Below are 15919 nucleotides of genomic sequence, written 5' to 3'. Positions count from 1 at the left end.
CTTTTTTGTGTGTGCCAGGCATGCGCACACTCTATAGGGTTAAAGTCCCGAATCGTGAAGGCAGTAGTAGCGATTAGCCAAGGACAAGGGTGTCCAGAGAAATCTGGAATCTGAAGGAAGTCTGCGGCAAATCTCCGCCCCGAGGAACACGAACTTCATAAGGCTAGATGTACTTGGACGAGGCTGCACAACAAGCCAAAACCCATACTGCCAAAGGGTGCATAAAGTAGATGAAGCGGGGACATGGGGAGGAAGGGTGTGTGCTTACCCTGGGAGGTCTGGCAGAAATGCACAACCCATTGTGTAACTGAGTACGTAAGTACTCACTGAACTGTCAGAAGTCAGCAGACGCCATAGTAATGGGGATATCTAGAGTTCCCATGAAGGGCTGAATCATTTAAGGAGAATTGTCGCTTCGCGTACGCAACACTTGATGAAGCAGAAACATATATCCTTCCTAATGGAGGAAACGGTGAATTCCGTGGGGGACATTAGAAGGGCTGAAAGTGATTGCCACACAAGAGGAGAGAACAATTCACGCAGGAGTTGGATATCATGTTGGATCGAATTCTATCACGGGAAAACTTAATAAACGCACTAAAACGCGTTGAACGTAATAAAGGCAGTCATGGTGTAGATGGAATGCCCGTACAAAACCTACGAGCGCATGTCATGAAACATTGGACAAGCCTGCGAAAAGAAATCCAAGAGGGGTCTTATCGTCCTCAACCTGTCCGTCGTGTCGAAATCCCGAAACCAAACGGCGGGAAGAGGAAGTTAGGCATCCCAACCGTGTTGGATAGATTCATCCAACAAGCAATTGCACAAGTTCTCACTGAAGAATACGACTCAACGTTCTCGAAACACAGTTATGGATTTAGACCAAACAAGCGAGGACATGATGCCGTAAGAGAAGCAAGGCAATACATGAAAGAAGGCTACCGTTGGGTCGTTGACATGGACCTAGAGAAATTCTTCGATAAAGTCAACCACGATCGTTTGATGCGCACATTGAACAAACGTATTGAGGACCCACATCTATTGAAGCTGATTCGAAGATACCTGCAGGCAGGTATTATGGAAGAGGGTTTAGTGCGTCCTAATACAGAAGGAGCTCCGCAAGGTGGTCCGCTCAGTCCACTACTTTCCAATATCGTCTTAGATGAGTTGGACAAGGAATTGGAGAAAAGAGGACTCCGTTTCGTCCGCTATGCGGACGACTGTAATATATACGTCAAATCAAGACGTGCAGGGTTGCGTGTAATGGAAAATATTACACAATTTATTGAAAGTAAACTCAAGCTGAAGGTCAACGTAGAGAAAAGTGCGGTGGATCGCCCATGGAGACGTAAATTTCTGGGGTTTTCCTTCACGTTTCACAAAGATCACCCGAAAATCCGGATACCCAAAGAGAGTATCAAACGCTTCAAACAACGTGTCCGGGCTCTTACATCCAGAAGAAAATCCATGAATATGACAGATAGAATCGAGAAACTCAATCGATATTTGGTGGGCTGGCTTGGTTATTATCAACTGGCAGAAACGCCAACCACATTCAACAAACTGGATGCCTGGATTCGAAGAAGACTGCGAATGATTAGGTGGAAAGAATGGAAGCTAGTCAAAACGAAGTACAAGAATCTTGTGAAATACGGCGTGAAGAAAGAGAAAGCGTGGGAATGGGCCAACACAAGAAAGGCTTATTGGCGGATTGCCAAAAGCCCCATCTTGCATAAAGCCCTTGGTGACCAATACTGGTCAATCCAAGGGCTTAAGAGTCTGCTTAAACGATATCAAACGTTGCGTTGGACTTAAATGAAACCGCCGTATACGGAACCGTACGTACGGTGGTGTGAGAGGTCGGGGGTTAGTCACCCCCTCCTACTCGATTGTTTAGGAAATTATAAAATTTCGAACTGTTAACAAATATTTCCAAAGGCCACGTCCAGCTCCAACGCCTACCCCATCGAGTCATAAGCAAGAACGTTTCGTGTCAAAGCCCACCACTACGCGTTCTTGCTTATGCTTTTCGGGGGTGACCAAGGCGTTTCTGCTTTGTTCTGTTTATCTGTGAAACAGGATGAGTTTTGCATCTGGTGAGACGCAACGATGTGTTTTGTCGTTCAACCCTTCTTCCTCAAGTCTCTTGGCACCAATTACTTTTGCTTCGTCATCATTAGCTGCAGTGAAAGATTCGTCGAGCAGTAAGTCTCCATTTTTTTCGAAAACCGTCAAAGCATAAGTTTGCATGTGTCCCATCCTCCATATGTAGAGATTTGTCGATAAGTCCTTTTAATCTAAAGATAACACATCTTCTTAAAAGTTGCACCTTCGAACGTGCATTCGCCTTTTCTGTTTGATACAATAGATCAAAACATACAACAGTTGATCGTAAAGTTAATCGATGGAGGTAATAATAATGGCTGAAACGCATATTTCATTTATCCATGCAGCCGACCTGCATTTGGACAGTCCGTTTAAGGGGCTGGGAGAAGCGCCAAACTCAGTGCTTCAAGACGTGCGGGAGAGTACATTTAAGGCACTTCAAAATCTTGTAATTGCAGCGATTGAGCATGAAGTAGACTTTGTGTTGATTTCAGGAGATGTGTTTGACCAAGACCATCAATCTTTAAAGGCCCAGGTCAGGTTACGGACAGCCTTTGAAACCCTCGAAAAACATGGGATTAATGTTTACATGTTATATGGGAATCATGATTATACAAGCGGAAATAAATATCCAGTGACATATCCTGAAAATGTTTATATATTTCCAGATGAAGAAGTTCGGAGCATTGTTTTTCATAAAAAAGGAATACCACTCGCAGCAATATACGGATTCAGTTACGAACATCGCTCAGTAACCGAGAACAAAACAGGTTCTTATTACAAAGAAGATCCCTCTATCCCCTACCATATCGCTATGCTGCACGGTAGTCTGGCATCCAATACAGAGCATGATGTTTATGCACCTTTTCAATTAAAGGATATGATGGAGGTGGAGATGGATTACTGGGCTCTTGGGCATATTCACAAACGAGAAATTTTACACACAGATCCGGCTATTGTGTACCCTGGGAACACCCAAGGCCGGAGCCGCAAAGAAACGGGGGAGAAAGGGTGTTATTATGTAAAAATGACGCCTAATGACGTGAACCTTACCTTTATGCCACTCAACACAGTGACTTTTAGGGAAGTTCATGTTGCAACTGGTGAGTGTGATACCATTTTCCACCTGGAAGAAGCCATTTCATCTGCTCTCACTGACCGCATAGATCACACACACCAGCTGATATATCTATCCCTTTCAAGTACAAACCGTTTACTGGACACCTGGGAACAGGATGGACGGCTTTCAGAATGTATGGAGCTGATTAATGAAAAGATGACGTCCGATTCTCCATGGCAGTACATATACCAATATCGTCTGACAACACACATCTCATATGAAGACCTGTATCAAGGCTCCCATTTTGCAGGGGAGCTTTTACGAGAATTAGATGAGGCTCCCGTACAATCGTATTTAGATGATTTATATCGTCATCGCCATGCCAGAAAATACTTGAAGCCAATTAATTCAGAAACAGAGCAGGCACTTAAAGAAAAAGCGAAACAGTGGCTTGTTCAGGCACTTTTTTCTGAGGGGAGGCAATAACATGCAATTTGTTAAAGCGCATATTTTCGGGTTTGGTAATTGGATTGATGAAACGATTGATCTGTCCAATCGAGATTTTATTTGCCTATATGGCGAAAATGAAGCCGGTAAATCTACATTGCAGGCGTTTTTGCTGTTTATGCTTTTTGGATTTCCCCCGAAGAAAAGGGCGTTTTATCAGCCGAAAGCAAGCAGCCGCATGGGTGGGCGATTGACAGTGAAGGATTCAGATCACCAATTATACACCATCGAACGGATGCACCATGTACGTAACGGTGCAGCGGTTTGCGAAATGGAAAATGGGGAAATCTATCAGGAAGACTGGTTAAAAGCGCAATTAAATGGCATGACTCAAGCGACATATGAATCTATTTTCTCCTTTTCAGCCTTGGATTTGACAGAAATTCGCAATATGAAAGCAGAAGATCTTGGAGATGTACTTTTAGGGGTTGGTCTTACAGGATCCTCAGGCATACAGCGTATTGAGAAAAAACTAGAAAACGAAATGGGAGAATGGTTTAAGCCAACAGGAAAAAATCCGGTCATTAACAAACAGCTGAGACACTTGGACGACCTTAAGAAAAACATCTCTGAACTCAAAGAAACTGAAGAAACGTACCGAGATAAAAAACAAAGCTTAGACGCGTCTGTAATCTCGTTTCGAGAGTTAAAAGAACACGTAAAAACCTTTCATGACAAACGTCAAATGTTGGAGAGACAAGTGGAAGCTCTGCCGCTTTTAAGAGATTATGATGCATGCTTGAGAGACTTGGAGGCGTTCCCTGAAGAAATCCGATTTCCTGATAACGGCACAGAGCGCTTTGAAAGATTGGCAGACCAGCTGCTTCCATTGAGAGGTGAATATGCCGCGCTTGAAAAGACCAAGACACAATATAAAAACATTCTAAGTCAGTTGAAAGCAGAGAAGTGCTCTGAAGAACACCTTCAAACAGTTCGATATCTTCTTGAACAGCAAAATATAAGGAGTGATCTGCACCGGCAGATTAAGAGACAAAGCGATCAAATTGAGCAACTGCATCATCAGATTGAAGCCGAACTCAAGTCACTCAGCCTTGATCTTGGTCAAGAAGAACTGGTCCATATAGAACTGCCTTTTGGAACAGAAAAACGTTGGCAGTCCTTAAAAGAAAGACATATGGAGCTGGATTCAGAAGAACAAAACCTTCAAGAGCAACATCTAATACTGCTTCGCGAACAAGAAGTGCTGGAGCAAGATCAGGAGAAACTGACGCGTCAGCTGCTTGATGAGAAAGAGGTAAGGAAACTTAAGGCTTTGATTGATGAGGATGATGCACACAATACCGCAGAAACGTTACTTCAGCAGACGAACAAGCAACAGGATCAGTGGCAGCAAATGAAACAGAAACGTCTGAAACGTTTATCCATAACACTTTGGTCCGCGCTTACCATCGGGGCTGCTGTAGCTTTTGCTGGGCTATTTATGACCAATACCGTGATGTTGTTTACTGCAGGATTGATATGGGTCTTCGGAATTGGTCAATACATCTTTGGTAATCGATCTTTAAATGATATGTCTGAGATGTTTTCAACAAACAATGGTCATGACGGCCGTACAGCATTGTCTGAAGCTGAACGTGCTCAATTTGAAGCTGATCTCACACGGCATAATGAAGCTCAAGATGCACTTAAAGACCTTAAAGCTGCTGAGAAAACCAATCACTTGGAATGGCTTAAATGGGATGAAAGAAAGAACACCTTTGACATTCAAAAAAGCCAGCAGAGTCAAGCCGAGGCAGTGGAGAAACAAACGTATCCGTTCCTGGGACAAGTTGATATCACTTATTGGCCGGAACTATATTTGACACTTCGCCATATGTTATCACGTTTTGAGGAAAAAACGATACTTATTGAGGAACGTACAGCCACAGAACAGAAATCCTATGAACTTCATTCTCAGGCATCCGCATTTTATAAAGAAAAGGGCTGGCCTTTTTCAAAGGAGAAAACAAACGTTGCGGCTGAGTTGTCAGCTTATCTTGACGAACAACGCAATATAGAAAATCGGATTGATTCTTACATTGTTTCCATAGAAGATCATCAAACCGCTCTTGATGCACTTAAGGAAAAAATGCAAACGTATGAGAATGAGCAAGCACAATTGTTTAGACAAGCCGGGGTGTCAGAGGAAGAAGACTTTTGGGAAAAGGCAAGCAAATTTGAATCCAAACAACAGTTAAAGCATCATTTGAAAAGTATTACGGACCAGTTATCGAATCGTTTTTCCAAGGAAGAACAGCATTATTTGTATACTGAAGCTTCACGTGACGAAAAGAAATGGCAGCAGGAATTCGAAGTTTTGCAGGTACAGCAGGAAGGGTTGGAAGAGAGGCTCGAACAGGAACGTTCAAACCAATCGCAGTTGTACGCTGAATTGAAGCAAATGGAATCCGCTGAAACCTTATCCCAACGCCAACATCAGTTTAACAGTGAGCAGGAGGAATTAAGAAGACAAGCTGAGAGATGGGCGGTGCTCGCAACTGCAAAAGGTGTGCTTAATGACGCTAAGCGCACGTTTCGTGAGAAGTATATGGATAAAATAATGCGCCAGACAACGTTATACTTTAAGACTTTAACGGACGGGCGATATTCAAATGTGTTTGCTCCTGAAAAGGGTGAACTGTTTCGTGTAGAACAGCAGGATGGTATGCGCTTTAATGTGACAGAATTATCTCAAGGCACCCTTGATCAGTTATATGTCTCTTTGCGGCTTGCGATCGGCTCTGTTATAAGCGATGCACACAATTTTCCTTATATGATTGACGATGCCTTCGTTCACTTTGACGCAGTTCGTACGCGTCAGGTGCTGGGTCTACTTCAAAAAATCAGCTCACAACAACAAATTATACTATTCACCTGTAAAAAAGAAATTGTACAAACTGTTAAAAAAGAAAAGACAGTTTACTTGAACGAATCCGTTCGCATTGCTAATAATTTAGTGATAGAATAGCTTTAGCAAAATTTATCAGGTGTGATGGAGGGGTGGCAAGTGACTGAACAGCATGAGAAGGACTGGGAATTGTATGAAGAGAAAATTGAGAAGTTCATACAAGTGATCGCTAAAAACATGAATTTATACGGAATCACATCGTCTATTGGCAGATTATATGGCGTCCTGTACTTTTCCGGTGACCCGATGACACTTGATGACATGCGCGATGCACTTCAGATGAGTAAAACAAGCATGTCTACAGGAGTCAGAACGTTGTCAGATATGAAAATGGTGGAATCAACATTCCGGCGCGGCATCCGTAAAGATTTATATCAGTCTGAAGAGGATTGGTATAAATCATTTACATCTTTATTTGGCAATCGTTGGCGTCAATATACGGAATCCAATATTGAAGAGGCGGACGAGACGATTGCAGAGCTTCGCACAATCAGCGAACAAACGAGAGATGAACGTTTGCAATCTAAAATTGACCAGGATATAGAACGTCTCGAATATGCCCGCAACTATTATGAATGGCTTATGGAGTTTATCCATGTCATAGAATCAGGCAAGATATTCGAATACATTCCAAAAAAATAGACATGCATGTTCAGGGGGAGGAACGGCATATGAAAAAAGGTATCGGCCATCACCAAGTAGGAGAATCATTTGATGATTTTCTCCTGATTAAAGACGCTGCAAAGGGCGTTGCGAGTAATGGAAAACCCTTCATGACGCTGATTTTATGTGATACTTCGGGAGACATTGAAGCAAAACTGTGGGATGCAAAAACAGAAGACGAAACAACTTATACTCCGGAAACGATTGTGCGTATCAATGGCGAAATCACTCAATTCCGCGGTCGATCTCAATTGAAAATTATGTCGATACGTCAAGCTCAAACAGCAGAGGGCGTTCAAGTGGCTGATTTCATTGAAAAAGCACCTGTAGAAAAGGATGAACTTGCAGAAAAACTTACTGAAGCGATTTTTGAAATGCAAAATCCGGTTTTACAGCGACTTGTCCGAGCTTTTCTTAAAAAGCATCAGAACGATTTATTGCTATATCCCGCAGCGGCGAAGAACCACCATGAATATGTGTCAGGACTTGCGCATCATATCGTGAGCATGCTGGCAATTGCCAAAGAACTGCATCGCCTGTATCCTGAAGTGAATAAAGATTTGTTGTATGCAGGGATCATACTTCATGATCTTGGAAAGTTGAAGGAATTGTCGGGAACGGTGACGACAACATATACCCTTGAAGGAAAGTTAATCGGACATATTCCCATGATGGTGGAAGATATCGGGCGCATGGCTGAACAGCTCCAGATTGAGGGAGAAGAAGAAGTCCTTATTCTTCAGCATATGGTTTTGTCACATCATGGGAAAGCTGAATGGGGCAGTCCGCGTCCTCCGCTTGTAAGAGAGGCTGAATTGCTGCATCTCATTGATTTGATCGATGCAAAGATGAATATGCTGAATAGAGCACTTGATAAGGTGAAGCCAGGAGAGTTTACAGAGCGGCTGTTTCCACTTGATAATCGCTCCTTTTATAAACCAGTATTTGATTAACATTAGTCCGCTGTAAATTATAAAAACAGGTTATTTTCTTACATGCTTGTTCATATAAATGAGAACAGAAGCCGTGGACAAGGGAGGGAATAACATGCTGTTAGGTTTACCCTGGTGGATCTATATGGTGATTGCTTTCATTTTTTTCAGTGGGTATATGACGTTTCGAGCAATCCGAGCAGAAAAACAGTTGGAGCAACAGTATATTGAGCGTGAAGGCAGTATTTTTATGGAACGTATGGAATATGAACGATTGATGAGAAAAGAAGAAAGAAATGAAGCTTTGGTGCACGAAGCCGAACAAGAACAACATATCTATGAACAAGACAACGAACGTCAAATTGAAGCAGAAAACATGAAAGAAGATAAAGAACAACAACGCCAACAAGTCTCGGTTTGATCTAATACCACCTTACAATCGACACAAACTGCGAACTAATGAAAACTTGAATGACTGCTTCTGGCAACTAACCACCACAATGAGAGAATCGTGATTTGCGCTGCGGGAAGTCGCTTTCCGCGGGCACGGCCTTAGCCTCCTCGAGGAAAACCACCTCTGCGGGGTCTTCGGACTCGTGCTGTTCCCGCAGGAGTCGACTTCCCTCCGCTCCAATCACTTTATGTTCTTTCAGTGACTTGGACGGTTCTACTTAAGAAATCAGGTATGAACGTGAACACTTCTTGGGCCGCCCACTGACAGGTGAGGTTCCTTATTAGTCATAATCTTGGCTTACTATGAGATTTATTTCCGTTAATGTTTTTCAATCCCTATATGCTGATTCACACTTTCAACCGTTCTACCCACGAAAGCGAGAAGGAAGGTCGACACTTCTCACTCAGCTCGGGGAAAACACGGAGACTCCCGTGGGAGCAAAAGCCTAGATGAGACCCCACAGCGCGCAGCGCGAGGAGGCTCATCAGCGCCCACTGGACGCGGAGTGTTTTCCCCGAGCGGTTGCCATTGGCAGTCATAAAATCCCAAATTAGATCTAACTAGTTAGTTCGCAGTTTACTTAAATTGTGCATAAAAAAAGGTTCATCTCATGGATGAACCTTTTTGTTTGGTGTTATTTTTCGTCTTTATTTTCTTTGTCTTGTTCTTCTGGCGCTTTTTGGTCTGAGTTTGATTTAAATAAATCTTCATCAATGCCCTCTGCTTTAACCTTCACATCTGCTTCTTCCATGATTTTATCAAGTTTTTCTTGTGCTTTTTGCATGTCGACTTTTTCATTTAAAAGCGCGCGACGAATGTCTTCTTTATTGTCTTCCAGTGAACCGACTTCTTCTTCTTTTTCTCGTTTATCATTTACTTTAATGATATGGAAACCATGAGATGTTTCGACTGGATCACTGATTTTACCTTCTTCAAGGTTCAGAACTGCCTCTTCAAATTCAGGCACCATACGCTGTCCTTGTGGGGCAGTTACACCGACTGAGAAATATCCAAGATCTCCACCGTTTTCAGCTGATCCCTGATCTTTTGAATATTCTTTGGCCAGCTTAGCAAAGTCCGCACCATCCTCAAGCTTTTTCTTTACTTCTTTTGCAGTTTCTTTATCTTCAACAAGAATGTGCTGGGCCTTGATTTCCTTTTTCATTAGTTCGTACTGCTTTTCGATTTCTTTATCGGTAATTTCAATATCCTCTGATGCAGCAGCTTCACGTAGCATGCTTGTATACATCAGGCGACGAAAGTTTTCTTCATCTCCGAATCCCTGTTGCTGAAGGAGCATAGGGAATTGCTCACCGTACTGTTCTTTCATTTTATCAACTTCTTCGTCGGCATCTTCTTGCGTAACATCCTCATATTTATCGCTAAGAACCTTGACTTCAATCATTTCCCGGAGAACATCCTCTCCGTAACGGTCCTTTAATTCATCGTAAAATTCACTTTTAGTAATATTTCCTGCTTCTGTTTCAACGACTGCTTCAGAATCATCGTTGCTGCATGCCCCCAGTGTGAAAAGTGAGGTTGTTGCAACTGCTGCAATAAGTACCTTTTTCATATGTTACACTCCTAATTTAAATGTGTTTTTAGTACAACCATTAGTTAATATATCACATCTAATGTGAAAAAATATAGCGTGTTTAATGATTTCCACACTTTTAATATTAAACAGTCACATTTATAACCCTGACGTATGAGGATAAAAGCAAGATTAAAATCATGATATTTATAAAGCGGAAAAATGTTTTTTGTTTAGCTGGCTTCAATTCCATTTTTAGGCAAAAATTTTGTGTGAGTGTATTAAAAATGAAAAAGACTACAAAAGCATACACTAAAAAAATAATCTCCATACTGATCCCCCGATGCTAAGCAGTAATACGATTTGATTTGCCAAGCGTCTTTCTACAACCTCTACTTTATCAAAATTAACCCTCAGTGGAAAGTGGTAAGTATGATCAGCATGATCTGATCAGTTCATTCATTGGATTCTGAGCTATAAGTAAAGGTTCTGTCATAACAAAATGACAGAACCCGAAATACTTTTATCTAGACATTTTTACAAGGATATCTAAATCATTCGCACCATTTTCCACAACGGCTGATTTGGGTGCTCTTAAAATGTGGACAATATAGACAAAATCTCTGAACGACACCCCAATATGAAGCGCAGTAAACACGAGAGCATACGCAAATAAAGACGGGGATGCCAGACTCAAGGCCAATCCGGGGATTGTTATTAAGAGTGTTGGGAGAAGCATGATCGCCAATGCTAATTTTTTTGACAAATAGCTTCCCGAATAGCAGTGAAACGTTGGCAGACATTTAACGCGTGTTTTATATTTAATTTTTACAGGCTTATTTGTAATAAGAAGCGGCAGTATATGAGCCAGTGAATGCAGTGTGGGCAGCATAACAAGTGCCAAAATGAATAAAACCATACCTTGGTCGGCAATTGTATCTGTTCCATGAATCATAGAAACTGGCACAAACAAAATAATAAAAGAGCCTAACCCGATTAATGAAGACATTAAATATAATCGGTTGCTCCCATAATCTTTCTCAATATTAATCGACTTCCAGCAATTCATTTTGATCACCCCTGTTATCCTACATAGTTCTGACTTTGAAATCTTAATGAATCATAGTATGTTTTAAGCAAAAAAGCAATAGGTTTTTACCCATTTTTTCATACTTTTTCTCGACATGTTTCAACTTTGATTCATTATGTTTCAGGAAGCAGATCATAACAGGTTTTTTAGGTAGTTATAGGTACAAAAAAAGCACCCTTTTTAGGTGCCATTTTCTGTAGGTTATTCACTGGCTGAAATGTTTCGTAACTGACTGAAGCTGTCTTTAATGTTGTGGTGAAAATCGATCATTTGTTCAAGTTGTTTTAGAGTAGAAGGATTGAGATCTTCGTGTTGGGTGGTATCTTTTATATGCATTAAGGCTTCTTTCTGGTTTTGCGTAGCACTGACCCATTTTTGTAAATAAGCATCCATGAATATATTAAACAGGGGGAAGCAGCCTGATATAAATCTTTTCGTTCTCCTTTTTTCCATACACGTGTCACCAATTTTAGATCTAACAGACCTCGGACGCCATTGCTCATTGATGTTCTGCTTTTTCCGATGGCCTCACTCATCTCATCTAATGTTAATGGTCTGTCCTCTAAATACATATATGCGAATAAACGGGCTTCCAGTGTTGTCAGGCCAAACAGTTCAGCGGTTTTGGCAAACTCCATTATAATCTGATCAGAAACAGTCTCTTGTGTATATCGAAACATATTAACCTCCTAAAAGCCATGCTAATATAAGGTTACACGAAAGTGATCTTTTTTAAAAATAGGCATTTGAATAGTATATAGAAGCATAAGCAAGGAAATAAAAGGATAATCCTTTATAAGTTCGTACAGTATAAACTGAATGGATTATACGTACAAAAACAATGGTATTTACTGTTTGAGTTATATAGTGCTTTAGGTATATAGTAGTATAGTGATATAAAGAGTTGATAAAGTTTGTGGGCGTTGCGAATAATTGTTAACCTTAAATGCATGGTCTATAAAACAGCTCGTAAATAAATAAATAATGCATATGTCCCATGTCCATTGGTGAATATAAGCGTAATGTTTGTCATCTGCTAATGGATTTTGTATGTTGTATCATGTGGTTTTTTTGGGCATATGACAAAAGAAAATTAAGAGAGGTGACAACGTGAGCGAGATTAAGGTTGAAAAATTAACCAAAGTCTTTGGCAGGCAACCTAGCCGTGCTCTTGAACTTTTAGAGCAAAACAAAACCAAAGAAGAAATTTTGCAAGAAACCGGCATGACGGTCGGTGTCAATCAGGCCTCTTTCGAAGTAAAAGAAGGGGAAATTTTCGTTATCATGGGTCTGTCAGGTAGTGGTAAATCCACGCTTGTAAGACTATTGAATCGTTTGATTGAACCGACAGCCGGAGAAGTTTGGGTAGGAGACAAAAATGTCACGAGTATGAAGAAAGAAGAACTTCGTGATCTTCGCCGTAAAAAAATGAGTATGGTATTTCAGAATTTCGCTTTACTTCCACACAGGACCATTATGGAGAATGCGGAATATGGATTGGAAATTCAAGGCGTTGATAAAAGTGAACGAAGTAAAAAAGCGCAAGAAGCCTTGGAAATGGTTGGTCTGGGAGGCTATTTGGATAAGTATCCAACAGAGCTTTCAGGCGGTATGCAACAGCGTGTCGGTCTTGCACGAGCGCTTGCAAACGATCCAGACATATTATTAATGGACGAGGCGTTCAGTGCCCTTGATCCACTAATACGGAAAGACATGCAGGATGAGTTGCTGGACTTGCACCAATCTGTCGGAAAGACTATCATCTTTATCACACACGATCTTGATGAGGCTCTTAGAATTGGTGATAGAATCGCACTCATGAAAAACGGAGCAATCGTACAGATCGGTACGGCAGAAGATATTTTGATGGATCCTGCCAATGATTATGTCGAACGTTTCGTTGAGGATGTTAACTTGGCTAAAGTTCTTACTGCATCACACATAATGAAACGTGCAGAAAATATAACGCCTGACAGAGGCCCGCGTGTGGCACTGGAAATCATGCGTGAAGAAGGCATTTCAACACTTTACGTAATTGATAAGAAGAAGAAACTTCTCGGGTATATCTCTGCTGATCAAGCTTCAGAGGCAGTGAAAGAAAAGAAATCGGTTGAAGATGTCATGTCGACCGATGTACCAACAGTAGCTCCGGATACATTGCTCACAGATCTGTTTGAATCTGCAGCGACATCAAATGTTCCACTGGCTGTAGTTGATGAAGAAAACAGACTTCAGGGCATCGTTGTAAAAGGTGCCATCATGGGCGGCATGGCCGGTGATGAAAAAATAATTAACGGAAATGGGGTGACAGATCATGGATGAACCATTGTTGCCAAAGCTTCCGTTGCAAGACTGGGTTGAATCATTTGTTGATTTTCTTACAGATACGATCGGTCCTGTATTTGATGGTATATCATCTTTTATCGGGACATTGTCAGAAGGGCTTGTATGGTTATTATCAATTGGGGAAATCCCTTTTGCACCGTATATACTCATTGCCCTAATTACTATTTTGGCATGGTGGGTAGCAGGCTGGAAAGTTGGTCTGTTTGCACTGATTGGTCTCGAGTTGATTAACAATCTTGGATATTGGCCGGAGACAGTGGATACACTAGCACTTATTTTCATGTCGGTCATATTTTCTATTGTAATTGGTGTCCCTATTGGGATTTGGATGTCCCAAAAAGGATCCGTCCAGGCGATTATCACACCGATACTGGACTTTATGCAGACAATGCCTGCATTCGTATACCTGATACCTGCCGTTGTGTTCTTCGGGCTTGGTGTCGTGCCTGGCGTCATTGCAACAATTATATTCTCGATGCCGCCAACAGTCAGATTGACAAACCTCGGTATACGCCAAGTTGATGAAGAATTGATTGAAGCTTCCAGTGCATTTGGGTCAACAACAGCCCAAAAACTGAGCAAAGTACAAATCCCGCTTGCAATGCCGAATATTATGGCAGGGATTAACCAAACGATCATGCTTTCTCTATCAATGGTCGTTATTGCTTCTCTAGTAGGGGCACCTGGTCTTGGTGAAATTGTTTACCGGGCTGTAACACAAGTTAGAATCGGTCTTGGATTTGAAGGTGGTCTGGCACTTGTTATAATTGCTATGCTTCTGGACCGAATCACACAAGGTGCCAATAAGTAATGCGCATGACTCTATGTGCCGGATCTATAGCCGGCACATAGGGATTGCATATATATTAAATTTTAGGGGGTAATTAGTTTATGAACAAAAAGTTCAATCTTAAACTGACAGCTTTTGCTTTGATCTTAATGCTGTCGATGCTGCTTGCAGCTTGCGGTGGCAATAATGCTGAGGAAGACGGGACAAATGACACATCCGGAAACAATAACGATTCCGGAAATGATAATGGAGAACTTGCCATCGGCCAGGAAGACCTGACATTACCGTATGTTGCTTGGGCAAGAGAAACACTCAGTACGTACATGCTGGCAAACCTGCTTGAACAAGTTGGCTACAATGTAGATGTCAAACAAGTAGAAGCAGGTCCAATGTTCTCAAGTGTTGCTGATGGTTCAGCTGATTTCCATACATCTGCATGGCTGCCTGCAACACACCAGTCTTATTGGGAAAAGTATGAAGGCGACATCGTAAAGGTCAACCAAGTACTTGATAAAGCACCACTTGCATTGGTCGTTCCAAGCTATGTTGATGGCATCAACACAATGGAAGATTTAAAGAATAACGAAGAGTTCGGTGAATCAGTAGATTGGAAGATTACGGGTATTGACCCTGGTGCCGGAATTATGCAGAATACTGAAAAGGCACTGGAAGAATATGGCCTTGACAAATGGGAGCTGACAACAAGTTCAGAAGCTGCTATGCTTGCTGAATTGCAGTCTGCAATAAAAGATGAAAAGCCAATTATCGTACCATTGTGGAAGCCACACTGGGCATTCGGTGATATGGATCTGAAAATGCTTGAGGATCCAAAAGAAATCTACGGCGGTGAAGGTGACCAAATTTACACTGTAGCACGCAGTGGACTTGAAGAAGATGCACCGAGAGCATACAAAGTACTCGAGCAATATGACGAAACGTATGATATGCTCGATAGCATGATGCCTAAAGTCTATGTTGAAGACCAGGATCCAGAAGACGTTGTTCAAGAATTTATTGACAACAACCCTGATCTGGTTGATGAATGGCTTGATGGTGTACCAACAGAATAATGATATAAAGAAAACTGCCCGATTTACCGGGCAGTTTTTTTATGCTTCGTTTTTCTTTTGGACGTTTTCTTCAAGCTCTTTTAAGCTGGCTTCAATTTGTTTTAAGTATTCCTGAATATTTTCCTGATGGGGTTCAACGGCTGTTTTCCATTCCTCAATGGATTCTTTCATTTCATTAGTAAGATTTTTAATGAGTGTAACGCCTTCTTTTGAAGTGTCAGAGATTTGCTGTTTCAGACGAACGCTATCTTCTTTTAGTTTTAACATGAGCTCTTTTAGGTCAGTGCCTTGCTCTTTTGCTCTTATGCGCAAGTCTCTTCCTGAAGAGGGGGTCATTAATAGTGTTGCAGCAGCACTAACGGTTCCGCCTATTAAAAAACCCAGTAAGATTGATTTGCTTTTTGCCATATTCTTGCACACTCCTTCATTTTGGTTATATATGTGTGTACCTCGTTAGTA

Annotated in this window: 15 protein-coding genes; 9 read left to right on the top strand and 6 right to left on the bottom strand. The window is 41.5% G+C overall.

Annotated features, from left to right (window positions below):
- Positions 1-555: 555 nt before the first annotated feature.
- Positions 556-1815 carry a group II intron reverse transcriptase/maturase gene (ltrA, locus tag JNUCC1_RS01900; RefSeq protein ID WP_156643749.1) on the top strand — a complete coding sequence of 420 codons (1260 nt, stop codon included), beginning with the start codon at positions 556-558 and terminating at the stop codon, positions 1813-1815.
- 249 nt (positions 1816-2064) lie between these two features.
- Here the strand turns inward: ltrA and JNUCC1_RS01895 are convergent, their stop codons facing one another.
- Positions 2065-2250 (bottom strand): YhzD family protein, encoded by a 186-nt coding sequence (locus JNUCC1_RS01895; RefSeq protein ID WP_156643748.1) that lies wholly within the window; start codon positions 2248-2250, stop codon positions 2065-2067.
- Positions 2251-2419: 169 nt separating this feature from the next.
- Here JNUCC1_RS01895 and JNUCC1_RS01890 point away from each other — a divergent pair, with 169 nt between their 5' ends.
- The 5 genes from JNUCC1_RS01890 to JNUCC1_RS19105 all read left to right on the top strand — a co-directional run bounded on the left by JNUCC1_RS01890 (position 2420) and on the right by JNUCC1_RS19105 (position 8597).
- The gene (locus tag JNUCC1_RS01890; protein ID WP_156643747.1) at positions 2420-3652 is read left to right on the top strand and encodes a metallophosphoesterase family protein; all 1233 of its coding nucleotides are present in this window, start codon (positions 2420-2422) and stop codon (positions 3650-3652) included.
- Position 3653: 1 nt separating this feature from the next.
- Entirely contained in the window at positions 3654-6641 is a 2988-nt protein-coding gene (locus JNUCC1_RS01885; protein WP_156643746.1) for an ATP-binding protein, read from the top strand.
- A 39-nt stretch (positions 6642-6680) separates the two neighbouring features.
- Positions 6681-7223, top strand: coding sequence for a GbsR/MarR family transcriptional regulator (locus JNUCC1_RS01880; RefSeq protein ID WP_331713563.1), 543 nt, complete (start codon positions 6681-6683; stop codon positions 7221-7223).
- Between the two features lie 29 nt (positions 7224-7252).
- Positions 7253-8197 (top strand): 3'-5' exoribonuclease YhaM, encoded by a 945-nt coding sequence (gene yhaM / locus JNUCC1_RS01875; protein ID WP_156643744.1) that lies wholly within the window; start codon positions 7253-7255, stop codon positions 8195-8197.
- A 94-nt stretch (positions 8198-8291) separates the two neighbouring features.
- Positions 8292-8597, top strand: a complete 306-nt coding sequence (locus JNUCC1_RS19105) for a sporulation YhaL family protein (protein ID WP_331713562.1) — start codon at positions 8292-8294, stop codon at positions 8595-8597.
- Between the two features lie 667 nt (positions 8598-9264).
- On the opposite strand, the gene JNUCC1_RS01865 is transcribed toward JNUCC1_RS19105, so the two are convergent.
- The 4 genes from JNUCC1_RS01865 to JNUCC1_RS01855 form a co-directional block, all read right to left on the bottom strand.
- Positions 9265-10203, bottom strand: coding sequence for a peptidylprolyl isomerase (locus JNUCC1_RS01865; protein ID WP_156643743.1), 939 nt, complete (start codon positions 10201-10203; stop codon positions 9265-9267).
- 484 nt (positions 10204-10687) lie between these two features.
- Positions 10688-11233 (bottom strand): DUF3267 domain-containing protein, encoded by a 546-nt coding sequence (locus JNUCC1_RS01860; RefSeq protein ID WP_156643742.1) that lies wholly within the window; start codon positions 11231-11233, stop codon positions 10688-10690.
- Positions 11234-11455: 222 nt separating this feature from the next.
- Positions 11456-11590 carry a hypothetical protein gene (locus JNUCC1_RS18900; RefSeq protein ID WP_269448128.1) on the bottom strand — a complete coding sequence of 45 codons (135 nt, stop codon included), beginning with the start codon at positions 11588-11590 and terminating at the stop codon, positions 11456-11458.
- Positions 11590-11934: a GbsR/MarR family transcriptional regulator gene (locus tag JNUCC1_RS01855; protein ID WP_231746940.1), complete on the bottom strand. Its 345-nt coding sequence runs from the start codon at positions 11932-11934 to the stop codon at positions 11590-11592. The genes JNUCC1_RS18900 and JNUCC1_RS01855 overlap by 1 nt, the downstream gene beginning before the upstream one ends.
- Positions 11935-12364: 430 nt before the next feature.
- Here JNUCC1_RS01855 and JNUCC1_RS01850 point away from each other — a divergent pair, with 430 nt between their 5' ends.
- The 3 genes from JNUCC1_RS01850 (at position 12365) to JNUCC1_RS01840 (ending at position 15460) form a co-directional block, all read left to right on the top strand.
- The gene (locus JNUCC1_RS01850; RefSeq protein WP_331713560.1) at positions 12365-13576 is read left to right on the top strand and encodes a quaternary amine ABC transporter ATP-binding protein; all 1212 of its coding nucleotides are present in this window, start codon (positions 12365-12367) and stop codon (positions 13574-13576) included.
- Positions 13569-14411: an ABC transporter permease gene (locus JNUCC1_RS01845; RefSeq protein WP_156643741.1), complete on the top strand. Its 843-nt coding sequence runs from the start codon at positions 13569-13571 to the stop codon at positions 14409-14411. The genes JNUCC1_RS01850 and JNUCC1_RS01845 overlap by 8 nt, the downstream gene beginning before the upstream one ends.
- Positions 14412-14491: 80 nt before the next feature.
- Positions 14492-15460, top strand: a complete 969-nt coding sequence (locus JNUCC1_RS01840; protein WP_197431598.1) for a glycine betaine ABC transporter substrate-binding protein — start codon at positions 14492-14494, stop codon at positions 15458-15460.
- A 39-nt stretch (positions 15461-15499) separates the two neighbouring features.
- Here the strand turns inward: JNUCC1_RS01840 and JNUCC1_RS01835 are convergent, their stop codons facing one another.
- On the bottom strand, positions 15500-15868 hold the full coding sequence (locus JNUCC1_RS01835) for a YtxH domain-containing protein (protein ID WP_156643740.1): 369 nt from the start codon (positions 15866-15868) through the stop codon (positions 15500-15502).
- Positions 15869-15919: the final 51 nt, after the last annotated feature.

The sequence above is a fragment of the Lentibacillus sp. JNUCC-1 genome (assembly GCF_009741735.1).
GTDB lineage: Bacteria > Bacillota > Bacilli > Bacillales > Amphibacillaceae > Lentibacillus_B.
Note: the sequence above shows the minus strand (reverse complement) of the source record. Positions and strands in the feature narration are given on the sequence as shown.